Origin of the sequence: Achromobacter sp. ACM03, from assembly GCF_014851665.1 — a bacterium.
Classification (GTDB): Bacteria; Pseudomonadota; Gammaproteobacteria; order Burkholderiales; family Burkholderiaceae_B; genus Achromobacter; species Achromobacter aegrifaciens.
The window spans coordinates 105,822-131,105 of sequence record NZ_JACVAD010000005.1 but is presented as its reverse complement, the minus strand read 5'-3'; the positions used below and the strand labels follow the sequence as shown (position 1 = coordinate 131,105).

The following is a 25,284-nucleotide window of genomic DNA, read 5'->3' as shown; positions in this document are numbered from 1 at the left end:
GCAACTTGAAAGGCAGAGGACGGCGTTCACGTCCGCACGATCATCGGCGATAACGTGAACGCTATCAGAAGGTCCATTGCTAGACTCGCGCACACCTTTGTTAAGCTTTTCCCTCCTGCATCACCCCAAAATGCGGGGAGAGAATCGAGCATAAGAACAAAACCTTCACATCCCGTCATTTCGTCGCCATGGCGTATCTACCGCATCTACGCCCGCCCAGGCCATTTGCTAATTCGAAACGAGCAAGGTCAAGTACTCGATCTGGGGGTCATGAAGGGCCAAGTACCCAACCTCACCTATCGACTTTTCATCGGTGGATTGAGCGGCAGAAACTTCGCGAATCGCACCCAATTGCTCGATGATGTAGCTCGCCGCTTCCAAGCTGGCGAAGTTGGCAAGGAACTGCTTTCTCTCCCTCAGTGGGAAAAAACACCCGGAGCAGATCTAGATCGGGGCACGCATGTGGACGTGTCCATGAGGGTTAAGCGTTGAAGCACTAGCGAGTTAACGCCCAGCGAGGATTGCCAAAAGGACACATGAAAAAACCCGCCTGCTTTCGCCTGGCGGGTTTTCGGGTGCATTACATGCGGGCGCACCTGTGGACGGAGAAATTGTCGCGGTTCCTGTCGCACTAATCAACTACTTCATGTCGCACTTTTCCACCGATACACAGCAGCGTTGCGAACACCGGGGCGGCTGGGCCGGCGCAACACTTGCCCGTGATCGATAAGTGCGGTGACCGCGCGCAGTACGCCTTGCCGCGCCGCCGTGCGCTCCTTGATTGTCAGTTCCCGCGCCCCCGTCGCGGCTCTCACGAGATCCGCCATCTTGAATTCTCGACCGGGATACGGGGCCATCAACCCGATGATTTCCTTAGCAAACTTCACGTTTCACCTTGTCTTTGAAAAGCCCCAGATACAGCCTGTATTCGGTGGCCGAAATTGCCTTGCCCGTCACCTGGGCAATCCAGCGCAGGGCTGCCGCGCGCCGCTGGTGCGCCTCCAGCCCTGCGAACCGTTCATGACGCTGCGGATACTCGGCGATGATGATCATGCGTTCAAGGAGAGGTAGCGCCTGATGCAGACGCTCAACCGCCATCGCATGGTCCACCTCGATCGGGTGGTAATCCTCAGTCGCCGGCTCGTACCACACCATGTTTCCAACTGATGCACCGGACCAGCACCAGCGCGCCCAGTTCCACAAAACGGCGTTAGCGTCGAATCGGTCAGCCATTGCGCCCCCGAGCCTTAGCCCAGCTCCTTAAGGAGCGTGGCAATCTGCTTGACCTTGGCCAACTCTTTCGCATCCGCTGCCGCGCGCTCCTCGATCATGATTGCGGCCTGGTCGATCTCTTCGGCCAACGTCCCCAGCCCAGCCATAACCGTCCGAACCTTTTCGGCGATGATCGCCAGCACGTCCATGGGCGCCGCTTGCTTTGTGCCCCCGAGTACATCAACGGGTTCCTTGCCGTGGAAGGTGTTGCTCATCATCTGCTGCCCCTGATTCGTCATCGTCAATTTTTCCTTCACCTCAATGCGCCGGAACGACCCCGGCACAACCTCTTTGATCAACCCCGCCTCCCTCAGCCTCCTCAAGCATCCGCGCATGGTGTGGATATCCGGGGATGCGCCCGTGGTGTCCTTCATGGCCTGAGCAATCCGCAACGCGGTAAAGGCGGTGGTGCGCTCGGCCGGCAAGACCGCATAGATCTTCTGAGCCAACGCCGTCTGTCCTGCCAGCAAGGCCGCATTTCGTCCCGGGGTCATCAAATCACCCCCGGGGAATAAGTCACTTTCGGATTCAGGTATTCCAGCAGGACGGATCGCGCTTGATCAAAGCTGCGGCACACCTCGACGCGATATCCCGCGCCCTTGAGGTATGCAATCCAGTCTTTCTGGCTTGTGCTGACCCGGCCGTCGCTGGTCTTCATTTCGATCCACAGCCCCGGGCATCCGAAGCGCGGCACCGGCAAACAAAGATCTGGCACCCCAGGCTTCACGCCCTGCCCCTTCAGCTTTGCCGCTACAGCCGCGTGCCGCTGACCGCCGTTGGGAACATGGAAGAGGCGCGATAGCTCCGGGTACACACCGGCCTGAAGGTTGGCCCAACGTATAACCTGGGCTTGAATGGTGTCTTCGCTGGGTCTAGCGAGAACCGCCACGCGACTGGTCGTGCAATGCGTGCGAGTAGCAGCAGTGTTGGGCCATCGCTTCATGCCTGCGCCCCCTGGTCCGTGCCCATGCGCAGCGCATTGCGCGCCATGGCGACAATCCCTGGCGAGTAGCGCTTGCCATTGGGGTTTTCGGTTTCAGCGATCACCCGCTTCCACCCGCGCAACGGATCACGGCCCGACTGGTTCAGGATCGCACCCACTCCCGTTGCCTCCAGCGCCTTGGCGGCCTCTGCCGGCGTCGCATGAGTCGCCCCAGGCGGAGGCAATGCGACAGCGGGCACGGGGATGGCTGCCCATTCGCCCCGGCCCAGTTCATCCGACAGTGCCCGCTCCCAACGTGACTGCATCACCGAGTAGCCGCAGTTCAGCAGGTCATGGGAGCCGACGCGCACCGCAGCCCAGTACACGGCCGGATGGCTCCATTGCCCCACCTCGCCGCGGCGGCGCGCCGTCATCCCCGCAACAGCGTCATGGAATGCGTTCTCCGGGATCAGGCCTGGCCGGCACGCGCGGATGAACTCGCCTACGGCGGGCGGCCAGTCGGGGAACATGCGGCGGCAGGTCCGCAGCCCCTCGGCCACTTCCTGAGGCGTCACGCGGTCCTCGTCCAGCGCTTCGGCCCAGGCCTCTTTCCAGTTCTCGATACTCTGCATGTCCGGGAAGTCCTTCAGCCAGCGCCCCCCGTACGTGCCCGACAGCCGGTTCCACAGATGGTCAATCGGCGTGATGCCATCCAGCTTTTCACGGGGCACGAGCCAGCCGTTTCCCTCAGACGTTGATCGTGCGACCGTCGTCATAGTCGTTGCCTCCTGAGGCTCGATTGCGATTCACGTATTCCGTGGGGTTGAACTTGCCGCCCCGGCCGGATGGTTGCCCACCTGGGGCGAACAGCCCTTGCCAGCTTTTGCCGATGGCATGGGCAATGACCGCTTCCGGCGTGTGGCCCTGGTGCCGGAACCCGGCCAGGTCTTTCACCTGCTGCTTGGCAGCCTCTTCGGTCAATGGCTTCCGAATCTGCACGCGGTGACGCACCCAGCGCCCCCACAGTTCCGCATCCAGCCAATCCGGCAATTCCACGCACATCGGATCGAACCCCGGCGAGCGCTTGCGCGCGCCTGTGACGGTTCTTGATGGTTCTGACGGTTCTATGACGGTTATATGCGGGTGCAACCCGTTGCACCCTTTCATGTCGCCGTTTGCACCCTTTGCGTCGTCAGTTGCACCCTTTGTGTCGTGGTTTGCACCCTTTTCCGCCGGTTCAGGTGGTGCAAAATCTGCACCGTTTTCCTGCTCCGGGTCCGTCGGTTTGAGGGATGCAAAATCTGCACCCTTTATCCAAGCCTCAGAAATCCGGTACTCACGGCGCTGATTGCGGCCGCCGTTGCCAGCATTCACAAGGATCAACCAGCCGGCCTTTTCCATGCCGCGCAGTTGGTACTGAACGGCGCGCACGGACTGGCGGGTCTTCTCGGCCAGGGACGCGATGGACGGATAGATGCCCGTACCTTGATCGCTCGAATGGTCCGCGAGCGCCAGCGCGAGAATCATCTCCCCACCGCCGTTCGGATACCGCTCGAACACCATCCCCATGACTTTCACGCTCATGGCGACACTCCATACAAACGTTGGTACCCGCGCTCGGCTTCCTCGGGCCATTTGCCCAAGGCGATGATGCGCAAGCGCGTAAGACGCAGCCCAGGAACGAAGTAGCTCAGCTTCATTTCCCACGGCGCGGTTGATTGATCGAGGAAGTAATGGCATCCGCCGCAGCCAAAGGCGATCGCCCAGTCATGGGCCTTGATCCCCTTTCCTTTCCCGTCGCGTATCTGGTTGGAATGGCATGCCACTGTCGTGTCTGTACCGCCCTGGCAGTACTTGGGCACGCGCAGCAAGCATTCCTCGCCCTTGGCAAGGTCCAGCAGCGCCGGGTTGCGGTAGACGGTCTTGGGCGGCTTCTTGCCCTTCTTGCGCGCCTTCATGGAAGCGCGGGGCGGCGGCAGCGCCTTTGCGCGCATCATCGGGGCCTTGGCCTTCAGCGGCGCGCCACGCTTCATCGGCGTCTTCTGGCGAAGCGGCGTCTTGCGTTGCAGCGTCATGCAGCCCCCGCTTGCTTTCGAACACGCCACCATGCTGGCAGATGCCACGCATTCACGCGTTGCTTGACCAGCCCGTCTCGAACGGCATCGAACAGGAAGGCATTGACTGCGCAGCTGGCGGCCATGGCGCGTGATGTGCTGAACCAGGGATCTACCGGCAACAACGCGGGCTCAACGATGGCTCGCAGCGCCCCCACATCCACACGGCGCGGCGTTTCGATAATGGCCTGGCGGACAGCTTCCACCGTCGCCAGCGGCACGCAGTAGCCCCTGAACATGTGCAGGCAGTCAGCCATAGATGCCGCTCCATGCCACGAACGGCTTGCGGATGGCCGTATGAAACAGCCCTGCTGCCGTAGCGTTGTGGTCCAACTCCGCGCGACTGGTGACCCCGCACATGTCGCGCACGTACTGCGCTGCATGCTGGCTCGAGGACACGCCCACAGGGGCGGCACCGATGCGGGAAACAACCCACCGCTGGAACTTCGCTCTGCTGCACATCATTGCAGCCGTGCGCGACAGCGCCGCCCCCTTACGCTCCGCGGACGGGACACGCGCCCGCACGGGTACACCCGATGTTCCGCGCTGCATCATTCTTCGGCCATCCCGCTCAGACGGTTCGCAACACTCGCCACAGCCTCCATGACCACGCGTCCAGCCGCGGTGACGCGTGCAACCTCCTGCTGGTCCACGCCGCCGTCGGCCAGGGCGTCGTACACCTCATGGCCAAACTTGCCATGGGCGACCATCAGGCCGGCGACCTGTTCCAGCACGGAGATGTCGCTTTCACCGCAGGATTCTGGGGCCTTCACCAGCAGATACCCGTTGCTGTGCGCGAATGCGGCCAAGATCCGAGGATCGCCCGTCATGCGGACGATGCGATCCGCCTCGGTAAGGGTCAGGTGGTGCGTGGTGTTGTTGGGGTTGACCTTGTTGCGCAGGACGGCCGCTGAGATGCCAACCAGCGGCCCCAGGGACTCACTCCCACCCTTGTATTCATGCACCGTCAGATCGGCCGCAGTAGTGATGTTCATCTCATGAATTCCTGAACGTATTAATTGCTGCGCAGCGGCCTTACGCTTCGCAGCATGGAAACAAGAATCTCGCCCCGCCCATCAATCGCCACTGGCTGGACGTCGCCCCACGCTCTTTTGGGACCTGTTGGTTCAGGTGTCAGCGATATCTGCACCGGCACGCTACTCACCGGGCCTCGCGCGAGAATCGGGCGGAGGCACCGGCAACGGCGAGTGCTCTGTGTTCGGGATCTTCTCGGTTCCACGCAACGTAGAATCAGTGGTTCCTACGCCACCGTTTCCTACCCTGGGGGAACCTTCTTGGACTTTTCTCTCATCACTAGCGCAGTCGCTGCCATCAATGGCGCCATCGACCTCGGCAAGGGGGCTATGTCCGTCAGAGACGAGGCCAAAGCGATGGACATAGTCCGGGCCATGAACGAAAAGCTGCTCGATGCCCAACAGCGTCTTTTCGAACTCAGCGCTGCCATCAACGCGCTGCAACATGAGAACTTCCATGCCACACAAGAACTCCGAGAAGTTAGAGAAGCCCTCGCAGAGCGCGGCCGCTACTCGCTTGTCGAGATCAGTAACGGCCAGCTGACTTATCGGATAAATCCCTCCCCAACACTTTGCGGGGCCAGCGACCCAAGCTCCCCGGAGCCTGATCACTACATCTGTCAGAAGTGCTTTGACGGCCCAGGTAAGAACAAGGTTGTCCTGCAACGCCGGTTCCGCACCGGAGGCCGGAATTCGTACTGGCACTGCGCCGGCTGCAATATGGGATGGGCCTTCGACAAATGATTGAGCGCGTCTGCTAGCGTCGTGGCTACGCATAGGAGGGCTCCCGAAGCGGAGTGAGCAGCTCCCGACTGCTATGACTTGCGCCCTCAATCCACACACCCTCTGAAAAGGAATTGCCATGGCGACGCTCAATCGCGAGACTCAGCTGATTTGCCTTCAACGCCTGGCCGCGGAGTATCCGAACGAGGTAAATGTAGATTCCTGGGAAAACGAGTTCCCTGACTGCGCCGTGAACCTTGCGTACCTGCATGAACACGGCTTGATCAACGCAACCATCGTGCGCCCCATGTCCGGGCCTGCTCAGGTCGTTGCTGCCTGCATCACCGCGCAAGGGATGGATTTCCTTGCCGACGATGGAGGCCTCGGCGCGATCCTCGGTGTAGTGACCGTGCGGCTCCATGACGACACCATCAAGGCGATGATTGAATCTACGATCCTGCAATCGGACCTCCCGCAGCCAGAAAAGAAGAGATGGCTCGATCAGCTTCGATCGCTGCCCGCCGAGACCACAAAACACCTCGTACTGAAGCTCGTTGATAAAGGCCTGGAGTCGGGACCGGCTGCACTTGCTGCAGTCGGAACCGTGCTGGGGATGACCTCATGAACAGCGCGAATCCCGCTTCTGGGCCAAGTTCGACCCAGAATCCGTCAACGCCGGTCGATACCTCCATGACGCACTGGCCGTTGTGAAATACCAAGGAGGTGGGAAGCAGCTCAAGCGTCTGCACCGACCTATGCATGGGAGGGCTCTTGATAGACGTGAAAGCCGAAATGCAGATTGCGGTGCATTGATGTCATGCCGCCCTCGCCTCACTAGCCATCTCAGGCCAAATTCGCTGCCAGTCCTCAGGACGCAGTTCGCGACGCGTAACAGCGCTAGCCGTGGCGAGTTCGATCGCGACCGCCCGCTCTGGGGAGATTGGAGCCAGCCCCGAAGCCATTTGCGACAGGTAGGAAGGCGAGATGGACAGCGCCTTGGCCAGGCCAGAGGCCGTGCCGCGGGGGCTGTTGGCGATGTAGGTTTTCAGGTCCATGCGCGGAGTTTAGTAGCCACTAAACCGCATGGTCAAGTGTTTACTAATTTAGTGACCTATAAACTTCGGCCATGAGCATTCAAGACATTCGGAGAGCGAACCTCCGCGCCTGGGTCCAGCAACATGGGGCCCCTGCCAAGGAGAAGAGCTACTTTTCACAAATCCTGTCCGGGACGTCACCCATCGGCGAGCGAGCCGCGCGCCGGCTTGAACGCGACTATCGGATGGGGGAAGGCTTCCTAGATGTTGAGAATGCGGCGACTGTTGAAGTCGCGCCACAGCAGCCAGAAGTGTCTGCCGAGCCTGTATGGCCTTTTCGGTCGGTCCTCGAAGCTGATGTCCGAGCGTTGCCGGCCAATCAATTGAGCGAACTTGAAGGCGCCATAGCGCTTGCGATTGCCCAGTTGAAGCTTGGCCTCAAGGTTTCTACTGCCGCGTCTGCAGCGCAGTCTCGGGCCGCGACACCCGTAAATCCTCCCAAGGCTGGCGGGCTCGTGGATATGGATACCGCGCACGATCCCTTCCCAATGGGTAGCCGCACCCCTATTCCGCAGGAAGGCGAACAGCGCGCCAGAATCAGAACCGAGACAGGCATCATCGCAAATGTAGGGGTGGGCGAACCACCCGCGGCCAACGATAAGTTCGAGAAGATTCCCGAGCTGGCGGACGTGCGCCTGGCGGCCGGCGACCCTATCGAGAACCATGCCGAAGAACAGACCGGCATGATCCAGTTCCGTAAGTCGTTCCTGAAGTCGGTGGGCGCGGACAACGGCAAGGCGCTGGTCGTGTATGCGAAAGGCGACAGTATGGAACCCGTCATCCGCGACGGAGCCGCCCTGCTCGTCGTGCCGAACGAAAGCCTGACGCTGCGCGACCTCGCGGCGGGCGGAGTCTATGCCATCAACTACGACGGCAAGATGATCGTAAAAGCGGTGGCCAAGGATCGGCTGACCGGGCGCTGGGTTGCCCGGTCGTTCAACCGTTCCTATGACGACATCCCGCTTGAGAACGGCCACCCTGTGCGCGTACTTGGCCAGGTCGTCTGGGCGGGCGCCAGGCTGCGGGATGATGAGGCGGGGCAGTGGATTCGCTCGTAGCGCCCCTACGACCTCAGCAACAACATGGGTGTGCGGTTGTTGTGGGGGAACACCCGCAGCCCTAATGAGGTCCTCACTGTATGGCAAAAGCTATGCTTCGATTTTCACCGCACATTGTTGCCCTAATGCTAAGCCTCTTAGCTGCGAGAGCGACCCACGCCGCGACGCCCCCCCTCTCTCCCGCTCAGTCTGCCGTGATCGCCGCTGAGATCGGAAAGATCAAGATTTCCGAAGGGCGTTCCATTACCGACACTTGGTCGTCCGCGAAGAAGGTCGCGGAGTTCATTTGCCAGCCCTTGGCCAAGGCAACGTTACGCTGGCAGGAGAATGCAGACCGCGTGTTTCTCGGTACGAGCGATACCGCCGGGCTAGCCCTTGAAGGCAACACGACGCTTACCGGCCACGGGAGTTACCGAGCACGGAATAGTTGGGTGAACATCCAGTTCACGTGTCGACTTGACCCCGAGACCGGAAGGGCTACTGCCTTCACTTGGGGGCCTGAGAAGAAGCGTTGATCGTGGAAGCCTTCGGCAGGAATGGCGGGCCGCGTAGTCTGGAGGAGGTGGGGCTGAGAGATGATGAGGCTGGGCAGTGGGTGCGGTCGTAGCGATGCGCTTCCGCACTAGGTTCCTCGCAATCCAAAGACTTATCGGGCGCTTCCAACCGCAAAGTCGAGTAATCTTTAGTAACTGGGTGAAGTGACCCAATCTGCACGGGCTTAGGCCCGCCCCAAAGTTGCTATAGATCAGAGGCTTAGGAGGTTTATATGGCGGATCAGTCCCGGGGTACGCTGAAGGCGCAGCACGCTCTATTCAAAGTCGAAGCCCAGGCTGAAATTGATGGGGTCGAGATGGGCGTCCTCGATACGGGCATTCCATATTTGACGGAAAGTGGTCTTGCGAGGATGTGTGGTATCGATCGCAAAGTTCTCAATCGTCTGGCAATCAACTGGGACGACGAGCAAGTTAAGCCTCGCGGCCGACAAATCTCCCAGCTACTTGAGCAAGGCGGATACCGTGAAGACACGCTCTTCCTAAAGTCAGAACACAAGGGTTCAGAAGTCAACGCATATACAGAGCCCGTTTGCCTAGCCTTGCTGGAATATTATGCGTTTGTTGTCGACGATCCTCGCCCCGAAGCTGTGCGCGCCTTTCGGTCACTCGCCCGGCTTACCTTCCGAAAGTTTGTCTACGATGCGGTAGGCTATTCTCCCGAACAAAAGGTTCTCGACAGTTGGCGCCATTTCCACGATCGCATCGACATGACCGCAACTGCGGTTCCCTCGGGTTACTTTAGCGTTTTCAAAGAAATCGCTTCCATGATTGTTCCAATGATCAGAGCGGGGGTGATCATTAGCGACAAGGTGGTCCCGGACATCTCCGTGGGCAAAGCGTGGAGCAAGTACTGGGAAGAAGCTGAGCTCGCCAACATTCACGGGCCACGCACTAAGTACGACCATGAATACCCTCTGTACTACCCTCAGTCAAAGAGCAACCCCCAACCTTCTTTTGCTTATCCTAATTCGGCTCTAGGAGAGTTTCGAGACTGGCTCGAAAAGACGTACATCACTACCAAGTATCCGGCCTATGTATTAGGGCAGTCAAAGAAAGGCCTGTTGCCCGGGGTTACTGCCGATCAAGCTATCGCCGCTCTAGCAGCTCCTGCCACAGCAAAACGACTATCTAGCTAAAGATCCCGATTCTTCAAGCCACCTCCGGGTGGCTTTTGGTTGCCTGCTCATTTCTATCTGCAGTTGATCATGACTTTCCATGTACCTGGGCAATGGTGCTCAGATGCAGGAGCCCGCATGATGAAGATCATCATCTGGGTGACGGTAGCGCTAGTACTGGCCCTCTGGGGCCAGCCAGCCTACTAAGTCCCCCTTCCCCCCAAAGCCCGCCTCGAGCGGGCTTTTTTGCGCCCGCCTGTTTAGTAAATACTTGACAATGAGTTTAGTGAACACTAATATTCACTTAACAACTGCAGCACCGAACCCGCAGAACGCCTAGGCGGAAGCCAGCTAGTAGAGGGTCGGCAGCAGCACCAGCAGTACCGCTCTTTAACAACCGAGGCCGCCCGCCCCCACCCGGGAAGGGCGAAACAGGACAACCAGGCGCCAGCGCGCCCCCGGACCCTGTGTGCTTGGCCCCGACGGTCAGGCAACGCCCAGCCGGGCGTGGCGACGATAACCCCGGCCTCTTTCCGATTCCGCTGAAAAGTGGGTTTCGGCCAGCGCCGCGTGCGGCGCTTACCGAAGCCTTCCCACCCCTGCGCATGCCCACGCAAAGGAATCCCATGGAACTGAAAGTCACTATCGACCTGGAAGCAGCGCTGGCCCAGGCACTCGCCCCCGAGAAGCTCCAGCCCATTTTGGACAAGCACATCATTGGAGCCATCACCAGCGCCATTGATGACGCCACAGGCTATCGCAGCACTTTCCGCACCGCACTGAAGGAGCAACTTGCTGGCGCAATGCCCCATGGCCTTCACGTGGCAGACGTGGCGAAGTTCCAGCACGTCTTGAACGAAGCCCTACGCGCGGCGGTCCACGGCCAGAATGCAGCGACCATAAACGCCGCCCTGGCCGAAGCAGCCGCTAGTGTGCTGCCGGACGTGCCGGCCACAGTCAAGCTGTCTGACCTGATGAAGGGTGTACGCGAGGGTCTGCACGTCGATGGGCACGCCGAATTCTTTGCTCACCTTGAAGAATCGTCGTACGGATACAAGCACCTCTCTCTCGACAGTCAGACACGCAAGTCGCGCGGCTACGGGGATGCACCCATAGACAGATTCGGCGCCGATTACCAGCTTGCATTCACCTCCGAAGGCGAATGCTATTCGCTGCGCTTGAACGGCAATCAGGTGACCCCCTCGTCCCTGCCGAACGCGGTCGGCGGCTTCCAGGCCACGCTACTCGCCCTGTACGTTGGTCGCACCCGCCTCGAGTTCGACATGGATCCGGATGACGTGGAATCGGCCGCTTCCGAGCAGTACGACGACTGACAGTCCCGGCGCTTATCTACTTATTCCTCAACGATCCGACCCAAAACATAGGCGTCGTATCTGTTGCCAGAATTGGAGCCTTCCTGAAAGTGGTTGAGTAGTTCAGTTAACTCGCGTTCGGACCCTGCGCCAAGTCTTAACAGAAGCTCATGCACATCTATGCACTGCGCCGAGGCGGATAGACTCGCAAATCGCCAGCATTCCAGAACCCAAATATCCTCAGCCCGGATCGCAGCCGCGCCACTGGACGCGAGTCCGATCCGCGAGAATGCGGCGCGACAGCTCTCATGCTCTGCGCTCACCCGCTCTAACCCACGGCGAATGGCTGCTCCAAAACGACGATTCCAATCTTCCATATTGCCCCCCCGGAGTCGCCGAATATCGTAGCCAGCCTTTCAATCATTTGCACATAGAGAATCCGCTACATAGAAATCCGAGAAGACTTCACTTCCCGGAGATCCTGACACCTCCGGCTCATGCCCCGCGTGCGGGGTATCGGCAGGCGCTGTTGCCTGACTTTGAACGGACCCGGCCAACTCAGCAAGTTGCGGCTGACCGCCCACGGGTAAATGGGTGGCAACGGTAGGTCAACGCCGATAGCCCATCGCAGCAATCGGTAGCGGGTCGCTGTGTCACCAGCCCCCGCAGCGCGCAGAAGCTTGCGCGAAGTGTCGTGGTGGTACGCGGCGCCAGACACCCCGGAAAGACGGGGACCATCATCGGGTCGGTAGCTCAGTGGACAGAGCGCCCGGCGTCCCGGAGGTTCGGCAATGCCAAGGGGTCGCGCCCCAGACGCATCCGAAGGCAGGCATGCCTCGCTGGTTCGAATCCAGCCCGACCCGATGATGGTGAAGCGCCTTCGGGCGCTCGCTCTTAGGAGCGCGGCGACGGCCGGCCCATCCCCCTTCCCGCCATTCAGGCCGGCGCATCCCCCTCGGCAGTTCGCCGACCGGGGGGGGCCAACTTTGTACGAAAGGCGCGCCCCTGGCGACGAGGTGCGCCGGCCTGAGTGGCCTTTTCCCTCCACCTCCCCCCCGAGGACATCCATCATGTTCGCAATGCTCACGCACTCGCTGCGCCAGTTCGGCGCGGCCCTGTTCAACGTCCTGCACGTGATCGCCAAGGCGAATCACTGGTAACGCGCGCAGCAGCCAGATTTTCAACCCGTGGCGCCCGGTCGGCGCCGATCATCCCAGAGGAATCTATGTCCGAAATTACCGTCGGCCAAACCTACACCCTGAAACCCTCGACCCCGCGCGGGAAGCCCCTCGGCGCCAACGTCACAGCGATCAAGCGTCGCGGCCTCGGCTATACCGTCGAGTATCGAAGCGGCGGCAAGACGATGCAGTGCTCGATGGGAAAGTTCAAAGACCGCCTGGCCAGCTAAATAGCCTCCCCCTGCGCCTCAGGCGGTCGGGGGAATTCGGAGAGCGGGCCTACCCCGGCCCTCGCTCCAGTAAAGAAGGAAGGACGAAACAGGACAACTAGGCGTAAGCCCCCCGGAACCTGTGTGCCTGGGCTTCTTAAGCGTGGTCACACCCAGCCGGGCTGGCAACGATCATCCCCACCATTCACCTGCGCCGCAACAGGACGCAGACAGATAAGTTTCCCGCTACTTTGGTTCCTATTTTTGAGAAGGGACGGTGTCAGCGAAACACCGTTGCAAGACAGCATTCGCCGTTTAATAATTGATCACCCCAGCATCGCGAATCGGAGCAATGATGAGCACCGTTGAGCCCCCGGAACAAGGGAATACTGTTCACCTTAGCAGCTTGGTCCTACAGGATGAACCGTACCGCTACAAGCTTCTGGTAGAGGCCGTTCTCGACTATGCGATTTTTCTGCTCGACGCCAATGGCTTCGTCGCAAGCTGGAATGCTGGCGCCCAGCGCTTCAAAGGCTACGAAGCAGCCGAAATCATCGGACAACACTTCTCCCGCTTCTACACAGATGAAGAACGGGCTGCAGGCGTGCCAGAGCAGGCTTTGGCGATCGCATCGAACGAAGGTAGATTTGAGGCCGAAGGTTGGCGAGTGCGCAAGGACGGCTCGCGATTCTGGGCCAGCGTAGTAATAGACCCCATACGGGATAGCTCGGGCCACCTCATCGGTTTCGCCAAGGTCACACGGGATATCACAGAAAAGCAACGAAGCCAGCAGGAGCTACAGGCTACGCAGCTGGCCCTGCATCGAGCTCAACGCCTGGAAGCGCTTGGGCGCGTGACTGGTGGGTTGGCTCACGATTTCAACAATTTCATTTCAGTCATCGGTGGCGCTACGGAATTGCTGCGCAATACCGAACTCGCTCCCGAAAAGCGCCTCAAGTACCTCAATGCAATTGCGGATACGGTGCAGCGCGCAACTCATCTAACGCAACAGATGCTCGCATATGCGCGCCGTCAGCCTCTTGAGCCGTCCAACGTGGACGTGGGCTTATGTGTCGAAGGAATGAAACCGATTTTCCAAGCCACACTGGGGTCTGCGGTTCGGGTGCAATACCAGCTACCTAGCGAACCATGCCTAATATGCGCCGACGTCAGCCAGCTAGAAAACGCACTGCTAAATTTGGTGGTCAACGCTGGAGACGCAATGCCTTTCGGCGGCAATGTAAAAATTACCGTCAATTGTGCCGACTCGCGCCCGGATGGGGATGGCCCCATGGTCACAGGCCAATTTGTAGTTGTGAGCGTTGCAGACGACGGCGAAGGTATTCCCCAGGAGGTTCTGCATCACATCTTCGAACCTTTCTTTACCACCAAACCGGAAGGGAAAGGAACGGGGTTAGGGCTGAGCCAAGTTTTCGGATACGTTTCGCAAACGGGAGGACATGTCAATGTGGTCAGCTCTTCCGAAGGAGGAACGACGTTCACCCTCTACTTTCCGAAGGTCTGCCCCCCTCAGTAGCTGCAACACAGCACTGTTTCCAGCAAACGAATCAGATCATCCGCGGCCCAAGGCTTCTGGATGAACTTCGTCCCCGGTGGAAGCGCATCGGTGGCCGGGTAACGACGCCCAGACGTCAAAAGCACAGCAATTGTTGGGGATTGGCCGCGTATTAGCTCCGCCATCTCCAGACCATCCATAGAGCCAGGCATCTCGATATCCGTGACGACCGCGCGAATGTCGGCGCGCGCGCGAAGGCAGACCAGCGCATCATCAGCATTACTTGCCTCGACGACGACATAACCTTCTCCCGCCAAGATCTCCGCGAGGATCCACCGGGCGGTAGAGTCGTCATCCACGACGAGTACAACCTTCTGCTTTGCGCAAGGTTTGGCGTCTGTCATGTGTCGTAATCCGGTTTGCAGCGGGCGAAGATTCCACGTGCAGTCGCCCGCTCGCACGCGTGGCGGGATTTCTTGTTTGTTGGCACCGCAGAAGGGCGAACTGGCGCTCTTCTTGGCCTGTTACGCCGTCGCTCGATAGCAGCAAGTCTCATGCCTGTCTATGGCATCCACGGTATCGGCAGGCGCTGTTGCCTAATCAAGAGTTTCTTGAAGCCCTGCTCGACATCCTCGCGCCCATTCTCAACGTGCTGGACAGCAACGGCGACCTGAAAGACCTCCCCAACCTCCCCGATCATCGGGGCGGCCTCGGAAAGCAGGCCGGCGATGATCGGGCTTCCGGCCTGCTCTCCGAATCCCACCACCGCACACACCGCGCAGATCCACATGCAAATGAGCAGATGTAGAGGATCAACTGCCAACCAGAAGCGGACTACGATTGCATTGGTCTGTTAGGTCAAATACGACTACTCGGGCGACTCGCCTCAAAGCTGATGATCCGAGCGCCGTTGCGGGGATGGCGCCCATGCTGGTAGTCACCCGACACCACCACATCTACAAATCCAGTTTCCCGCAATGCGAGAGCCAACTCTTCGACACCCCACCAGCGCAAATGGAATAGGTCAAGTTCTGTCGACAGCAACGCTCCATCCCGCCAGTGTTCGTAGCGCAGATGATCAAGGGTTGTTTGTTTGATGTAATCAATCTCGGCCCGATGACTGGTCAGTGTCAGCAAATCGCTACCGTCCACCGCCCAACTGCGCACGGAGCTCGCCTCTCCAATGAGGCTCTCGATGGGATCAATATCCACGATTAGCCTGCCACCGGGCAGTAGATGATCCCAAAACCGCTTGAGCACTACCATTGCCGACGCGGTCTCCGTAATCAACTGCAGCGACCCCGCCGGCATGACAATGCAAGCGAAGCGTCGATCGTAGCTAAATTGTTCGAATGTTTGACAGGTAAGTGCGGGAGCAAGGCCTCTACTTAGGCATTCCTGCCTACAGTAGTCGAGCATGTCTTGCGACGCGTCGAAACCTTCCATCGCTAGCCCCATCTCAAGCATCGGTATGAAAATCCGGCCATTGCCGACCGCCGGTTCCAAGATCGGGCCATCACATCCAGTTAGGCGCTGCCGATAAAATTCCAGATCGCCGAATGAGTGGCCAATGGGCTTATCTAGGTGATAGATCCAGGAAGCAAGTTTTCCGTACCTGTTGGGCATTTCTTCTCCATGTCAAGATGAGTAGGCTACCTTACGTGACTCGGACATGAATACAAACTTGGCGGTAGAAGACAAGGTCTTACTTGGACGCAGAACGGTGGATCAAGCTTCGCTGAACCACGATCGAAAGCGGGCAACTGGGCCTCGGCCTAGGCTAAGCGCCTGCACTTCACCCTGAGTATGCTGGCGCAAAGAGCGGGACGATAAAAAGTTGCCCGACGGCAGGAAAAGCCCCCATATACGCGGGGAGACGGCGCCATCCGTGTCTTTTCTACATCGGCAGTAGCATCACCCAACAACCGATCTGTCGGCCACAAACCAAAGGGCCGAATCCACTGTTTCAATGGATCCGGCCCCGTACCGCAAGCAGCTTGCCTTAGGGCAAGCTGCCGAATTAAATCGCTTTGATCATCGTCGCCGTGGGGCCTTTTTGCCCTTGACCGGCCACGAAGGAGACGCGCTGGTTCTCTTCCAGAGATTTGTGGCCATCACCCTGAATTTCAGAGAAATGGGCGAAGAGGTCTTTGCCACCCAGCTCCGGCATGATAAAGCCGAAGCCCTTGTCGTTGTTGAACCACTTCACGATACCAGTTTCAATCTTCAATGTAAGTCCTAGATTTGCAGGGAAAATGTTCCCGCGGCCACTATCAATGATTAGCTGCAACAAAGATATAGCCGTTACGAATTAACACATTCCCTGAATCCCATTTCTCGTGGCTTCAGAGAGCGGGCCGGCGCCGCAACGTCACCGGCGCGAAAGTGACTTTCCAACGTGAAACGATGATCGGGCCTCCGGCCTGCTCTCCGAAGCCCACCACCGCGCAATCCGCGCAGATCCCCATGCCATCAACTATCCCCGCCATCTGGTGGGGCCTGGCGCTGCTCGCCCTGCTGGCGGTGGCCCTGGTCCCCATCGGCAACTACTTCACCCGCCGCTATGTCGCGGCCGATCCCTGGAGCCCCACATGAACACCATCAGCGCAAGCGCGCCCCCGGTGCGCATCCGCCCCTTGCAAGCCATCGCGAAGGCCTGCCGCAAGCTGGGCAACTTGATCGCACCGCGCGACCACGCCGGCCGCGGCAACTGGAGCAAGGATGCGGATATCCCGTGGTGGGCCTGGCCCGCCAGCCTGGCCCTGACGGCGTTTTTCCTCTTCGGCCCTCAGATCCTGGGCTGGCTGCTCCGCTTCGTCCTATGAACGGTATCGAGTTCATCGTAAGGGACCGCAGCGGCTGGCGCCCGCAGATCCCATTACCCCGACGCCATATCAGCGACGAAGAAGTTAGCCAAGTCCGCGCTCTGAAGAAATTCAGCCCCGCTCCTACATCGATCAAGGTGCCAGCATGACCAAAGCAACAATCCAGATTGACCATACCGCCCTGAAAGCCGCTTGCCGGATCATGGCGAAGAACGATATCCGCTACTACCTCAACGGTGTCTACGTGGAAGCGACCAAGGATCAAACCCTTGTGGTCGCCACCGATGGGCATCGCTTGATCCTCATTCGCACTCAGACTGACAACGAGGTCGAGGACGCGGAGAGCCTGATCATTGCCGGTGATGTCGCCAAACGAATTGTGGACGGCTCCATGCGCTCGATTCGTCAGATTTCGATGACGAGAACAGAGGCGGGGAAGTGGCAAATCCCCCTATTCAAATGGGGAGTTGAACTCTCATTCGGCGCCGTGGAAGGTCTGTTTCCGGATTGGCGAAAAGTCGTGCCAAAGCGGACTACAGGGGAACCCGCAAACTTCAACCCCCAATACCTCGCCGACTTCCAAGCCGCTGCACTCGATTACTTCGGCGGCAGCCGGGGAAGGCTCGGCCTCATAGAGGTCAGCCAGAACGGCCGCGGCGGCGCGCTCGTTACCTCCTCACGGGCAGATGACGACTTCATCGGCGTGGTCATGCCGTTTGAAGCGGGAGCCAGTCAACAGGCTGAGCCACCGGCCTGGACGCTCACGCCCGCCCCAAAGGCCATAGCAGCCCGATACAGGCCCGCCCCCGCAAACACCGCCGGTCAAACCGAGGCTCGCGCGTAAGCCGCCCTCTTTCGCAACGCTTGGAGTTACCCCAATGTGGTTCAAGAACCTGAAGATCTACCGCCTGTCCGCCGCCTGGTCGCTGTTCGGTGATGACCTGGAAGACGCGCTGGCCCGCCAGGCATTCCATCCGGGCAACAACGTGGAAATGCAGTCCATTGGCTGGATTCCACCCCGCGAGAATGGCGGACTCGCCCACGTTGTCGGCGGTCAGATCCTGCTGACCCTGCGCGCCGAAAAGAAGCTGCTCCCTGGCACGGTCATCAACCAGGTGGCGAAGTTCCGCTCCCAGGAAATCGAAGAGCAGCAAGGCTACAAGCCGGGCCGAACGCAGATGAAGGAAATCAAGGAGCGCGTGATGGATGAACTCCTGCCCCGCGCCTTCAGCGTCTACCGCGATACCCGTGTGTGGATTGATCCGCTCAACCGCTGGCTGGTGATCGACGCGGCAACCTCCAGCAAGGCCGATGAGGTGATCGGCATCCTGGCGAAGTGCATCGACCCGTTCCCGCTGGAAAACCTCTATGTCGCCCAGTCGCCCGCCTCCGCCATGACCGGCTGGCTCGCCGAGGACGAGGCCCCGGCCAACTTCAGCATCGACCAGGACACCGAGCTACGCTCATCCGGCGAAAGCGGCGCAGCTATCCGCTACATCAAGCATTCCATCGACGCCGACGACGTGCGCCGCCACATCCAGTCCGGCAAGCAATGCGCCCGTCTCGCCATGACCTGGGCTGACCGCATTTCCTTCGTCCTCTCCGAAGGGCTGGATATCAAGCGCGTGTATCCCCTCGATGTGCTGAAGGAAGGCAATGAAGGCGTGGCCGCCAACGACGACGAGAAATTCAATTCGGACATGCTGCTGATGACGGGCGAGCTCGCCAAGATGATGGCCGAGCTGGTCGATGCCCTGGGCGGCGAAAAACGATTCTGACGAACCTCAAACGTCCTTGTGCTCAGGCAAGCCGTCAACAAAAGCCTTTCCCCTTGCCTCGCCGTCTTTATAGGCCGAATCGGAATCCGCGAAGTGCATCCCGTTCCCGACGGGCACCCAGTCCCCTCCTTCCGGTTGCACAGTCACATTAGCCCGCCATAACCCGGTCGAGAATCCGGCCGATTCGTCGGAGATCTCGCGAACGCGGACATAAACACGGCAACCCCGGTAGTCGAATTCCGTATCCATCACAACCCCGTCTGTAGTCGATTTGAGAATCGTACTCCACTGAGGATTTCCCATGTCCGATCAATCCACTGCACCGGTCTCCTTCAGGCAGAAGATTCTGTCCAAGGAAATCAAGCGCGCTCACGCAATGCAGGTCCGCTATGAGGATCTGTACGTCGAACCTGATTTCAACCTGCGTACCCCTATCGAACTCCTGGAAGGCGAGGAACGCGAGGCCGCCGAGCAAGACGACAAGGCGCTGTTTGAACACATCATGGCCGGCGGCAAGGTTCCCCCGCTGGAGGTCCGCCCCCGCCCCGGCGCAGGGGTTTGGATCGTTGACGGTCACCGCCGTCACGAACAGATCGGCCGGGCAATCGCAAAGGGTGCACCACTCCAGGACGAAGACGGCATCGTCTGGATTGACGTTGTGGCATTCGTGGGTAACGACGCCGACCGGACCGCCCGAGTGATCAGCAGCGCAAAGGGCCGCCACCTCCGCCCGCTTGAGGTCGCATTCGGCTATGCCAAGCTCGCAGGTTTCAGGTGGGAAAACGAACGTATCGCCCGCCTGGACAATGTCTCGCCGCAGTGGGTCGCCAAGATGCTCGCCCTGGCCCACGCAAACAGCGACGTACACGCCCTGGTCCGTTCAGGCGTTGTCAAGGCGTCCACGGCCATCGACGCAATCGCTATGCATGGCGAAGGTGCCGGCGCGTTCTTGCAAGCCCAGTTTGACAAGGCCAAGGCTGCGGGCAGATCAAAGGTGACGCCCAGCACCATCCACGGCCGCGCCCTCCCCCGCAAAGTCCTCTCCCCGCTCATCAGCGGCGTGGACTCCTTCATCAAGGGGCTGGACGCGAACCAGCGCGCAATCCTCATCGACATCCAGGAGGGCCGCGTAGCCGCAGACACCATCACGGTCAAGGCCCAAGATCTGCTGGACCTGTTCGAAGCCCACGGAGCCGTCGAAACCGTCCGCGCCAAACGCGCCGAGAAAGCCGCCAAGGAGGCACAGCAAGCCGCCCCCGATACACAGGCACCTATGGACCTTGAACAAGAGGAAGTCACAGCATGAGCGCCCCCGAGATATCCATCCCCGTTGAAGTCGTAGACGCCGCCATCAATGGCTGGTTCAGCACCCTGCCGGACAGCCGGGATCAGCAGGAGCATTTCCGTATCCGCATGCGCGCCGCCCTCGCGGCGGCGGGCTATACCGCCGCTCCTGCTGCTGGCGATGCGCAGGATGCGCGGCGGTATCGCGGCTGGCGCGACGCAATGATGGCCGAGGACACCGAGCTCCGGCAGGCCGTCGCCGCTGCCCTTCCCTGCGACGTAGGAGACACGCGACCGCCGACCGGCGCGGAATGGGATGCCGCCATCGACGCCGCCATCGCCGCCCAGCGCGGTAAAAGGGGGTGAACGATGGTGCCCGACCATATTTTCGACAGGCCCGCCTAGTGCGGGCTTCGCTTTGGAGATTCAGATGAACGAGTATCTATCGGCGTCTGACCTGGCCGAACTGGTCGGGTGCAGGCCGAATCAACGAGCAATGATGGCGCGCTGGCTCGACCGACATGGATGGCGCTATGCCATCGACAAGAATGGTGTCCCGCGGGTTCTGCGGTCCTATCGAGATAAGAAACTTGGAGTATCAGATGGCCCGCAAAAAGCCAGCCTCACCGGCGCGCCAAACCGAGAAGCGTTCGCCCGCATGGGAAAAAACCGCAGTACCCCGGCTGTACAAGCGCGTCGGTAAGCAGCGCATTAGCTGGATCTACAAACACATGGATGGCCGGTCCCAAACGTTGGCGTCATGTGATGTCGGGGACCGAGAAGCACGCTTTGCTGCTGAACGAAAGGCGAGCCGAACCGCCATTGAGATTCAGGAAGGCGCAGTGGTTGCGGGCTCGGTCGCCGACATGATCGAGCGATTCGAACTTCAGGTAGATCCGGAATACTACGCAGACCAATCAAAGGACGGCCGCAAGATCCGAAAAGCGATGTACGAAAACCTCGTCAAGTTCTTCGGGAAGATGGGGCCGGCACAGTTGACCACCCAACACGGCTATCAATACCTGGAGGACCGTGCCGCAGGCGGCGCCCCCATCAAAGCCAATAAGGAAATAAGCCAATTCTCCGTCATCTGCCACTACGGGGTGCGCTGGGGCCTGCTCGCAGCCAACCCGTTCATCAATATGATGAAGAACAGGGGAACGGCGGAAGCCAAGGCCGTGCCGCGCAGGCTGATCCTTCGGTTCTACCTGTGGGGCCTAAAGCAACGGCAGAACTTCCGCACGATGGGATGCGCTGCCATGTTCACCTATCTCACGGGCTTTCGCTCATCCGAAGCACGGCCATTCTTGAAGTCTGGAATTCAGAAGGATGCCGTACGAGTCATTGCGACGAAGCGCCGGAAGGGCGAAGTCATCACCGAAAAAGAGCGGACTTGGTCCACGCGGTTGCGCTGTGTCGTGGCCCGTTCTCTCGACCGTCAGGACCAAGACAGCCCGTACCTGTTCGCGCCAACGAAACGAAGCGGTTTCTATACACGATGGGGATGGGCTTCAACCTGGAAAGATGCCATGCTGGCTTGGATTCAGACCTACGATCCGGCGGTTAGCGAGAAGAGCCTCACTGCGCACGCGATGTACTTCAATCTCCAGGACATTCGACCCACCGCAATCACTTCGAAGCTGCAAAAACGCGAGGCAGATGCATACGATTTTGCCGCACACGCAAACCCTGCGACCACTCACCGGCACTACGACCGACGACGCGTAAAACGCGCTTCCGCGACTGAGTAAAATTCTAACGCTGGCTATTTAGTTCTAATGCTTGCCATGTTAGCGAATCGAAGCCGCTAATAAGCGATTGATCTTTCGGGAGATTTTGGCGCGGCAGGAGGGGCTCGAACCCCCGACCTCAGGCTTAGAAGGCCCGTGCTCTATCCAGCTGAGCTACTGCCGCGCGGTGTGGTGATGGCCCGGAAAGGATCCGGGCGCCGCATTTTACCTTGTTGCGGGCGGCTTGGGCGGCCGGCCCGCAATACCTGGGTTTGAACCCTACTCTTCGCCTATATCCGCATGGGTCGACACCCACAGCACCAGGGCGTCTTCGGGGCTCAGGCTGATCACCCGGTGGCCCATGCGGCTGTCTATATAGAAGCTTTCCCCGGTCTTCAGCCGGGCGGGTTCGTAGAACTCGGTGTAAAGCTCGACCTCGCCTTCCAGGACGTAGACGAATTCCTCGCCGCGGTGGCGGCTCCAGTCGTGGAATTCGTCGAAGGAGCGGGCCTTGACCCGGGTGTGGAAGGGCATCATGCGCTTGTGCGACAGCGCGGTGCAGAGCAGGCGGTGGTCGTAGTACGGGGTTTCGTACTGGCGCCCTTCCCCTTGGCGGCTGAGGCTGCGGCGGCCGGTGCCCATGTGGGCGTCGGACGCGGTGAAGAGTTCGGCCACGTCCAGCTCCAGGCCTGCCGCGATCTTGATCAGGTTGTCATAGGTGGGCGACAGCAGGCTGTTTTCGATCTTGGACAACGTGGACGCGGACACGCCGGTGGCCGCGGCCGCCTGCTTCAAGGTCCACGCCCGCGCCTGGCGCAAGGCTCGCAGCCGCTGTGCCAACACGCTTTGTTTGTTGCCTTCCATCTATGCACCCTGTCATGCCCGCGACCGCCGCTCCCGCCACCAGTCGCGCGCCTGGTAAGACCAATAAGTAAGTTGCACCGCTGCCGTGCCCAGACCGCCGCCGTTCCAGGCCAGCCCGAACGGCGCGTACAGCTTGTAGCGCTGGGTGTCGCCCGCGATCCCTTCGGCGACGACCCGGCCGCCGATCGACGCGGTGTTCATGCCGTGTCCGCCGAACGCCGTGCAGTACCAGACGTCCGGCGTCAGCTGGCCGATCTGCGGCATCAGATGCCGCGCGTAGGCCATGCGTCCCGACCACGCCGTCTCCACGTGCAGCCCCTGCAATTGGGGGTAGACGGAAAGGAGCTCGCGGCGCAGCGACTCCGCCAGATCGGGCGGGTCGTCGACACGGGTGGTGATTCTACTGCCCCAGCCGATGCGCCCGCCATCGAGCACGCGGTAATAGTTGCCGGCGCGCCGGTCGTCGCCGATGGCGGCGGTGGTGCGTATGGCTTCCAGCACCCGGTCGCCCAGCGGCTCGGTCAGCATGATGTAGGTGGCGATGGGCAGCATCGCGCGGCGCAGCGCGGGCACCACGCCCTCGGTGTAGCCGCCGGTGGCCAGCACCACGGTGCGGGCATCGATCTGGCCTCGCTCTGTTTTCAGGCGCTTTACGGCGCCGTCCAGCGATGCCTGCACGACAGGCGAGTCCTCGTGGATGCGTACGCCCAGGCGCGCGCATTCCCGGGCCAGCGCGCGGGCGTAGTTCAGCGGGTGGAAGTGGAAGGACGTGGGGTCCTCGACGCCCTGGAAGTAGACGTCGGACAGCAGCCGTTCGCGGACCTGGCTGCGGCTCAAAAGGCGCACGTCGCGGCCGAAGTCGCGTTGCTGGCTGTCGCACCACTGCCGCAGGGCGTCGGTCGCCTCGTAGCGCACCACGCGCAGCCGGCCGTCAACCTTGCGGGCGTCGGTGATGTCCAGGTCGCGGATGTTGTTGCGGATGATCTCCACGCCTTCCATCGACAGGCGGTAGAGCTTGCGGTAGTGGTCTTCGTCGACGTGCTTTCTGATGGCGTCGGCGCCGGCCGAGTATGCCGGCGAGACGGAACCGCCGTTGCGCCCGGATGCGCCCCAGGCGATGCGCCGCCCTTCCAGCAAGGTGACGTCGCGGCCGCGCCGGGCCAGTTCCAGCGCGGCAGACAAGCCCGCCATCCCTGCCCCGACCACGCAGACGTCGGTGCTGGCCGCGCCGGACAGCGGCACATAACGGGTGTCGCCGTCGGCCAGCGTGCGCTTGTAATAGGTGTCGATGTACTCGGAAGCCATGGAGGTCGGCATCAGTTCAGGCCCGCGCCCTGCAAGCCGCCCGTCAGGCGCTTTTCCAGCCAGTTGGCCAGTCGCAGCAGCGGGTAGCAGTAAATGAAGTAGATGGCGGCGATCATGCCGTAGATGAACAGCGACTTGGCCGGGAAGGTGATGATGAAGACCTCGCCCTGCCGCGTCAGCTCGGTAATGCCCACCACCGACAGAATGGCCGTGCTTTTGATCAGCATGACGTAGACGCCGCTCATGGGCTGCACGATCAGGCGCATGGCCTGCGGCAGGATGACCAGGCGCAGGATCTGGAACGGCCGCAGGCCCAACGTCATCGCGCCTTCGGTCTGGCCGCGCGGCACGGCCTGGATCGCGCCCATGACGATTTCCGCGACATAGCAGGACGTGTAGACCGACAACGATACGAAGGCGGCCGTGCCGGAATCCCAATGCAGCATCTCGATGCCCGAGCTGGGCAGCACGAAATAGAAGATGTAGAGCTGCACCAGGAACGGCGTGCCGCGCAGGATGTGGATGTATAAGCCCAGCAGCTGGTGCACGCCGCGGATGCGGTAGCTGCGGATCACGCCGATCACGAAGCCCAGCAGGGATCCCGCGATGATGGCCACGAAGGAGATCTTCAGGGTCTCCCAGAAGCCTTTCAGCAGGAAGGGCAGCACGACGCCCGCGGTGGAGAGATAGGAATCCAGCATGCTTACCTCGCGTTCCAGGCGGGTCCCGCCAGCCAGATGCTCACACCGCGCGACAGCAGCAGCATGCAGGCATAGATCAGCAGATAGCCGGCCGCGATGGTCAGGAAGCTTTCGTTGGGCACGATGCGGTCGCTGTTCATCTGCACGCCGGCCGCGACCAGTTCGAACACCGTGATCAGCGACAGCAGCGAGGTGTCCTTGATCAGCACGGCGGTCTGGCCCAGGAGCGGCGGCAGCGTATTGGCGAAAGCCTGCGGCAGCACCACGTAGCGCAGGCGCTGGTGGTAATTCATGCCGCAGGCCTTGGCGCCTTCGATCTGGCCGCGCGGCACGGATTCGATGCCCACGCGGATGATTTCGCTCATGTAGGCCGCATGATGCAGCGTCATGGCGAGGATGCCCAGCAGCATCTCGCTCCAGCCCTTGGCGCCCGGCACCAGCATGGGCACCGCGTAATAGACCAGGTAGATCTGCACCAGCAAGGGGGTTGAACGGATGAATTGCACATACGCCGCCACCGGCCGCCAGATGGCGGCGCGGGGCGACATATGGGCAAGCGCCAGCGGGATGCCGGCCAGCACCGACAGCACCAGGCTTGCGCCCGCTGCGATCAGGGTGTTGGCCAGGCCGGTGGCGAACTGGCCCGTGTACTGGCTGACGATGCGCCAGTTATAGAAGTCGAGCAGCCAGTCCAT

General features: G+C 60.5%; 34 protein-coding genes and 2 tRNA genes. 18 read left to right on the top strand and 18 right to left on the bottom strand.

The genetic code is table 11. The features are described 5' to 3' along the window. The first annotated feature begins 54 nt into the window (after positions 1-54). The gene (locus IB257_RS31580) at positions 55-492 is read left to right on the top strand and encodes a hypothetical protein (protein WP_082400924.1); all 438 of its coding nucleotides are present in this window, start codon (positions 55-57) and stop codon (positions 490-492) included. 381 nt (positions 493-873) lie between these two features. Here IB257_RS31580 and IB257_RS22245 read toward each other — a convergent pair whose 3' ends face one another. From IB257_RS22245 to IB257_RS22210, 8 genes are all read right to left on the bottom strand, one after another. Continuing rightward, positions 874-1,233 carry a hypothetical protein gene (locus IB257_RS22245; protein ID WP_054453617.1) on the bottom strand — a complete coding sequence of 120 codons (360 nt, stop codon included), beginning with the start codon at positions 1,231-1,233 and terminating at the stop codon, positions 874-876. Between the two features lie 14 nt (positions 1,234-1,247). Beyond that, positions 1,248-1,766 (bottom strand): hypothetical protein, encoded by a 519-nt coding sequence (locus IB257_RS22240; RefSeq protein ID WP_054453622.1) that lies wholly within the window; start codon positions 1,764-1,766, stop codon positions 1,248-1,250. Then, positions 1,766-2,215, bottom strand: coding sequence for a VRR-NUC domain-containing protein (locus IB257_RS22235; RefSeq protein ID WP_118934026.1), 450 nt, complete (start codon positions 2,213-2,215; stop codon positions 1,766-1,768). The genes IB257_RS22240 and IB257_RS22235 overlap by 1 nt, the downstream gene beginning before the upstream one ends. Further along, on the bottom strand, positions 2,212-2,970 hold the full coding sequence (locus IB257_RS22230; RefSeq protein ID WP_124260397.1) for a replication protein P: 759 nt from the start codon (positions 2,968-2,970) through the stop codon (positions 2,212-2,214). The genes IB257_RS22235 and IB257_RS22230 overlap by 4 nt, the downstream gene beginning before the upstream one ends. Beyond that, complete coding sequence (locus IB257_RS22225; protein ID WP_118934024.1) at positions 2,942-3,778, bottom strand: helix-turn-helix domain-containing protein; 837 nt, start codon at positions 3,776-3,778, stop codon at positions 2,942-2,944. The genes IB257_RS22230 and IB257_RS22225 overlap by 29 nt, the downstream gene beginning before the upstream one ends. Beyond that, entirely contained in the window at positions 3,775-4,269 is a 495-nt protein-coding gene (locus tag IB257_RS22220; protein ID WP_192492822.1) for a nuclease domain-containing protein, read from the bottom strand. The genes IB257_RS22225 and IB257_RS22220 overlap by 4 nt, the downstream gene beginning before the upstream one ends. Continuing rightward, positions 4,266-4,565 (bottom strand): hypothetical protein, encoded by a 300-nt coding sequence (locus tag IB257_RS22215; RefSeq protein ID WP_118934022.1) that lies wholly within the window; start codon positions 4,563-4,565, stop codon positions 4,266-4,268. Before IB257_RS22215 ends, IB257_RS22220 begins: the two co-directional genes overlap by 4 nt. A gap of 294 nt (positions 4,566-4,859) precedes the next feature. Further along, on the bottom strand, positions 4,860-5,303 hold the full coding sequence (locus tag IB257_RS22210) for a phage regulatory CII family protein (protein ID WP_118934020.1): 444 nt from the start codon (positions 5,301-5,303) through the stop codon (positions 4,860-4,862). Positions 5,304-5,603: 300 nt separating this feature from the next. Here IB257_RS22210 and IB257_RS22205 point away from each other — a divergent pair, with 300 nt between their 5' ends. Then, positions 5,604-6,086 (top strand): hypothetical protein, encoded by a 483-nt coding sequence (locus tag IB257_RS22205; protein WP_118934019.1) that lies wholly within the window; start codon positions 5,604-5,606, stop codon positions 6,084-6,086. Positions 6,087-6,204: 118 nt separating this feature from the next. Further along, positions 6,205-6,690 (top strand): hypothetical protein, encoded by a 486-nt coding sequence (locus tag IB257_RS22200; protein ID WP_192492821.1) that lies wholly within the window; start codon positions 6,205-6,207, stop codon positions 6,688-6,690. 190 nt (positions 6,691-6,880) lie between these two features. On the opposite strand, the gene IB257_RS31870 is transcribed toward IB257_RS22200, so the two are convergent. Then, positions 6,881-7,120 (bottom strand): YdaS family helix-turn-helix protein, encoded by a 240-nt coding sequence (locus IB257_RS31870; RefSeq protein ID WP_192492820.1) that lies wholly within the window; start codon positions 7,118-7,120, stop codon positions 6,881-6,883. A 71-nt stretch (positions 7,121-7,191) separates the two neighbouring features. Between IB257_RS31870 and IB257_RS22190 the strand changes: the two genes are divergently transcribed. The 6 genes from IB257_RS22190 (at position 7,192) to IB257_RS22165 (ending at position 14,123) form a co-directional block, all read left to right on the top strand. After that, positions 7,192-8,217, top strand: a complete 1,026-nt coding sequence (locus IB257_RS22190) for a S24 family peptidase (RefSeq protein ID WP_225589081.1) — start codon at positions 7,192-7,194, stop codon at positions 8,215-8,217. Between the two features lie 766 nt (positions 8,218-8,983). Beyond that, complete coding sequence (locus IB257_RS22185) at positions 8,984-9,907, top strand: hypothetical protein (RefSeq protein WP_192492819.1); 924 nt, start codon at positions 8,984-8,986, stop codon at positions 9,905-9,907. A 605-nt stretch (positions 9,908-10,512) separates the two neighbouring features. Then, on the top strand, positions 10,513-11,220 hold the full coding sequence (locus IB257_RS22180; RefSeq protein ID WP_175214213.1) for a hypothetical protein: 708 nt from the start codon (positions 10,513-10,515) through the stop codon (positions 11,218-11,220). 721 nt (positions 11,221-11,941) lie between these two features. Beyond that, a tRNA-OTHER gene (locus IB257_RS22175) sits at positions 11,942-12,062 on the top strand. A gap of 362 nt (positions 12,063-12,424) precedes the next feature. Further along, the gene (locus tag IB257_RS22170; RefSeq protein ID WP_175214214.1) at positions 12,425-12,607 is read left to right on the top strand and encodes a hypothetical protein; all 183 of its coding nucleotides are present in this window, start codon (positions 12,425-12,427) and stop codon (positions 12,605-12,607) included. A gap of 334 nt (positions 12,608-12,941) precedes the next feature. Next, a complete protein-coding gene (locus tag IB257_RS22165) occupies positions 12,942-14,123 on the top strand; it encodes a nitrogen regulation protein NR(II) (RefSeq protein ID WP_192492818.1) in 1,182 nt (393 codons plus the stop codon). Here IB257_RS22165 and IB257_RS22160 read toward each other — a convergent pair. Next, positions 14,117-14,506, bottom strand: a complete 390-nt coding sequence (locus tag IB257_RS22160) for a response regulator (protein WP_192492817.1) — start codon at positions 14,504-14,506, stop codon at positions 14,117-14,119. The two genes, IB257_RS22165 and IB257_RS22160, sit on opposite strands and share 7 nt — an antisense overlap. 188 nt (positions 14,507-14,694) lie before the next feature. Between IB257_RS22160 and IB257_RS22155 the strand changes: the two genes are divergently transcribed. Then, on the top strand, positions 14,695-14,910 hold the full coding sequence (locus IB257_RS22155) for a hypothetical protein (RefSeq protein WP_192492816.1): 216 nt from the start codon (positions 14,695-14,697) through the stop codon (positions 14,908-14,910). 50 nt (positions 14,911-14,960) lie between these two features. Here IB257_RS22155 and IB257_RS22150 read toward each other — a convergent pair whose 3' ends face one another. Together IB257_RS22150 and IB257_RS22145 are read right to left on the bottom strand one after the other, a co-directional pair. After that, positions 14,961-15,728 carry a class I SAM-dependent methyltransferase gene (locus IB257_RS22150; protein ID WP_192492815.1) on the bottom strand — a complete coding sequence of 256 codons (768 nt, stop codon included), beginning with the start codon at positions 15,726-15,728 and terminating at the stop codon, positions 14,961-14,963. 394 nt (positions 15,729-16,122) lie between these two features. Then, entirely contained in the window at positions 16,123-16,332 is a 210-nt protein-coding gene (locus tag IB257_RS22145) for a cold-shock protein (protein WP_054451283.1), read from the bottom strand. 236 nt (positions 16,333-16,568) lie between these two features. Between IB257_RS22145 and IB257_RS31740 the strand changes: the two genes are divergently transcribed. The 4 genes from IB257_RS31740 to IB257_RS22130 all read left to right on the top strand — a co-directional run bounded on the left by IB257_RS31740 (position 16,569) and on the right by IB257_RS22130 (position 18,705). Next, positions 16,569-16,697, top strand: coding sequence for a hypothetical protein (locus tag IB257_RS31740; RefSeq protein WP_255509208.1), 129 nt, complete (start codon positions 16,569-16,571; stop codon positions 16,695-16,697). Further along, entirely contained in the window at positions 16,694-16,927 is a 234-nt protein-coding gene (locus IB257_RS22140) for a hypothetical protein (RefSeq protein ID WP_192492814.1), read from the top strand. The genes IB257_RS31740 and IB257_RS22140 overlap by 4 nt, the downstream gene beginning before the upstream one ends. Before the next feature lie 145 nt (positions 16,928-17,072). Further along, the gene (locus IB257_RS22135) at positions 17,073-17,771 is read left to right on the top strand and encodes a hypothetical protein (RefSeq protein ID WP_192492813.1); all 699 of its coding nucleotides are present in this window, start codon (positions 17,073-17,075) and stop codon (positions 17,769-17,771) included. A 34-nt stretch (positions 17,772-17,805) separates the two neighbouring features. Beyond that, complete coding sequence (locus IB257_RS22130) at positions 17,806-18,705, top strand: recombination-associated protein RdgC (protein ID WP_192492812.1); 900 nt, start codon at positions 17,806-17,808, stop codon at positions 18,703-18,705. A gap of 6 nt (positions 18,706-18,711) precedes the next feature. On the opposite strand, the gene IB257_RS22125 is transcribed toward IB257_RS22130, so the two are convergent. Beyond that, the gene (locus IB257_RS22125) at positions 18,712-18,954 is read right to left on the bottom strand and encodes a hypothetical protein (RefSeq protein WP_192492811.1); all 243 of its coding nucleotides are present in this window, start codon (positions 18,952-18,954) and stop codon (positions 18,712-18,714) included. Positions 18,955-19,006: 52 nt separating this feature from the next. On the opposite strand from IB257_RS22125, the gene IB257_RS22120 reads away from it, so the two are divergent. The 4 genes from IB257_RS22120 to IB257_RS22105 are packed head-to-tail and all read left to right on the top strand — an operon-like array spanning position 19,007 to position 21,740. Continuing rightward, on the top strand, positions 19,007-20,011 hold the full coding sequence (locus tag IB257_RS22120) for a hypothetical protein (protein WP_192492810.1): 1,005 nt from the start codon (positions 19,007-19,009) through the stop codon (positions 20,009-20,011). Beyond that, positions 20,008-20,355 (top strand): hypothetical protein, encoded by a 348-nt coding sequence (locus tag IB257_RS22115; protein WP_192492809.1) that lies wholly within the window; start codon positions 20,008-20,010, stop codon positions 20,353-20,355. Before IB257_RS22120 ends, IB257_RS22115 begins: the two co-directional genes overlap by 4 nt. After that, positions 20,306-20,692 carry a DUF4224 domain-containing protein gene (locus IB257_RS31865; protein ID WP_370540119.1) on the top strand — a complete coding sequence of 129 codons (387 nt, stop codon included), beginning with the start codon at positions 20,306-20,308 and terminating at the stop codon, positions 20,690-20,692. Before IB257_RS22115 ends, IB257_RS31865 begins: the two co-directional genes overlap by 50 nt. Continuing rightward, on the top strand, positions 20,592-21,740 hold the full coding sequence (locus IB257_RS22105) for a hypothetical protein (RefSeq protein WP_192492808.1): 1,149 nt from the start codon (positions 20,592-20,594) through the stop codon (positions 21,738-21,740). Before IB257_RS31865 ends, IB257_RS22105 begins: the two co-directional genes overlap by 101 nt. A gap of 86 nt (positions 21,741-21,826) precedes the next feature. Here IB257_RS22105 and IB257_RS22100 read toward each other — a convergent pair. From IB257_RS22100 to IB257_RS22080, 5 genes are all read right to left on the bottom strand, one after another. Further along, positions 21,827-21,903: transfer RNA gene (locus IB257_RS22100), tRNA-Arg, on the bottom strand. 95 nt (positions 21,904-21,998) lie between these two features. Further along, positions 21,999-22,583: a helix-turn-helix domain-containing protein gene (locus tag IB257_RS22095; protein WP_054451277.1), complete on the bottom strand. Its 585-nt coding sequence runs from the start codon at positions 22,581-22,583 to the stop codon at positions 21,999-22,001. A 12-nt stretch (positions 22,584-22,595) separates the two neighbouring features. Beyond that, positions 22,596-23,888, bottom strand: a complete 1,293-nt coding sequence (locus IB257_RS22090; RefSeq protein WP_175214223.1) for an FAD-binding oxidoreductase — start codon at positions 23,886-23,888, stop codon at positions 22,596-22,598. A gap of 11 nt (positions 23,889-23,899) precedes the next feature. Further along, complete coding sequence (locus IB257_RS22085; RefSeq protein ID WP_054451276.1) at positions 23,900-24,589, bottom strand: amino acid ABC transporter permease; 690 nt, start codon at positions 24,587-24,589, stop codon at positions 23,900-23,902. Between the two features lie 2 nt (positions 24,590-24,591). Further along, on the bottom strand, positions 24,592-25,284 hold the full coding sequence (locus IB257_RS22080) for an amino acid ABC transporter permease (protein ID WP_054451275.1): 693 nt from the start codon (positions 25,282-25,284) through the stop codon (positions 24,592-24,594).

Coding starts and splice junctions, on each gene's coding strand:
- IB257_RS22245 (WP_054453617.1), bottom strand. CDS start 1,233: ATGGCTGACCGATTCGACGCTAACGCCGTTTTGTGGAACTGGGCGCGC.
- IB257_RS22240 (WP_054453622.1), bottom strand. CDS start 1,766: ATGACCCCGGGACGAAATGCGGCCTTGCTGGCAGGACAGACGGCGTTG.
- IB257_RS22235 (WP_118934026.1), bottom strand. CDS start 2,215: ATGAAGCGATGGCCCAACACTGCTGCTACTCGCACGCATTGCACGACC.
- IB257_RS22230 (WP_124260397.1), bottom strand. CDS start 2,970: ATGACGACGGTCGCACGATCAACGTCTGAGGGAAACGGCTGGCTCGTG.
- IB257_RS22225 (WP_118934024.1), bottom strand. CDS start 3,778: ATGAGCGTGAAAGTCATGGGGATGGTGTTCGAGCGGTATCCGAACGGC.
- IB257_RS22220 (WP_192492822.1), bottom strand. CDS start 4,269: ATGACGCTGCAACGCAAGACGCCGCTTCGCCAGAAGACGCCGATGAAG.
- IB257_RS22215 (WP_118934022.1), bottom strand. CDS start 4,565: ATGGCTGACTGCCTGCACATGTTCAGGGGCTACTGCGTGCCGCTGGCG.
- IB257_RS22210 (WP_118934020.1), bottom strand. CDS start 5,303: ATGAACATCACTACTGCGGCCGATCTGACGGTGCATGAATACAAGGGT.
- IB257_RS22200 (WP_192492821.1), top strand. CDS start 6,205: ATGGCGACGCTCAATCGCGAGACTCAGCTGATTTGCCTTCAACGCCTG.
- IB257_RS31870 (WP_192492820.1), bottom strand. CDS start 7,120: ATGGACCTGAAAACCTACATCGCCAACAGCCCCCGCGGCACGGCCTCT.
- IB257_RS22190 (WP_225589081.1), top strand. CDS start 7,192: ATGAGCATTCAAGACATTCGGAGAGCGAACCTCCGCGCCTGGGTCCAG.
- IB257_RS22185 (WP_192492819.1), top strand. CDS start 8,984: ATGGCGGATCAGTCCCGGGGTACGCTGAAGGCGCAGCACGCTCTATTC.
- IB257_RS22180 (WP_175214213.1), top strand. CDS start 10,513: ATGGAACTGAAAGTCACTATCGACCTGGAAGCAGCGCTGGCCCAGGCA.
- IB257_RS22170 (WP_175214214.1), top strand. CDS start 12,425: ATGTCCGAAATTACCGTCGGCCAAACCTACACCCTGAAACCCTCGACC.
- IB257_RS22165 (WP_192492818.1), top strand. CDS start 12,942: ATGAGCACCGTTGAGCCCCCGGAACAAGGGAATACTGTTCACCTTAGC.
- IB257_RS22160 (WP_192492817.1), bottom strand. CDS start 14,506: ATGACAGACGCCAAACCTTGCGCAAAGCAGAAGGTTGTACTCGTCGTG.
- IB257_RS22150 (WP_192492815.1), bottom strand. CDS start 15,728: ATGCCCAACAGGTACGGAAAACTTGCTTCCTGGATCTATCACCTAGAT.
- IB257_RS31740 (WP_255509208.1), top strand. CDS start 16,569: ATGCCATCAACTATCCCCGCCATCTGGTGGGGCCTGGCGCTGCTCGCC.
- IB257_RS22140 (WP_192492814.1), top strand. CDS start 16,694: ATGAACACCATCAGCGCAAGCGCGCCCCCGGTGCGCATCCGCCCCTTG.
- IB257_RS22135 (WP_192492813.1), top strand. CDS start 17,073: ATGACCAAAGCAACAATCCAGATTGACCATACCGCCCTGAAAGCCGCT.
- IB257_RS22130 (WP_192492812.1), top strand. CDS start 17,806: ATGTGGTTCAAGAACCTGAAGATCTACCGCCTGTCCGCCGCCTGGTCG.
- IB257_RS22125 (WP_192492811.1), bottom strand. CDS start 18,954: ATGGATACGGAATTCGACTACCGGGGTTGCCGTGTTTATGTCCGCGTT.
- IB257_RS22120 (WP_192492810.1), top strand. CDS start 19,007: ATGTCCGATCAATCCACTGCACCGGTCTCCTTCAGGCAGAAGATTCTG.
- IB257_RS22115 (WP_192492809.1), top strand. CDS start 20,008: ATGAGCGCCCCCGAGATATCCATCCCCGTTGAAGTCGTAGACGCCGCC.
- IB257_RS31865 (WP_370540119.1), top strand. CDS start 20,306: ATGCCGCCATCGACGCCGCCATCGCCGCCCAGCGCGGTAAAAGGGGGT.
- IB257_RS22105 (WP_192492808.1), top strand. CDS start 20,592: ATGGCCCGCAAAAAGCCAGCCTCACCGGCGCGCCAAACCGAGAAGCGT.
- IB257_RS22095 (WP_054451277.1), bottom strand. CDS start 22,583: ATGGAAGGCAACAAACAAAGCGTGTTGGCACAGCGGCTGCGAGCCTTG.
- IB257_RS22090 (WP_175214223.1), bottom strand. CDS start 23,888: ATGGCTTCCGAGTACATCGACACCTATTACAAGCGCACGCTGGCCGAC.
- IB257_RS22085 (WP_054451276.1), bottom strand. CDS start 24,589: ATGCTGGATTCCTATCTCTCCACCGCGGGCGTCGTGCTGCCCTTCCTG.
- IB257_RS22080 (WP_054451275.1), bottom strand. CDS start 25,284: ATGGACTGGCTGCTCGACTTCTATAACTGGCGCATCGTCAGCCAGTAC.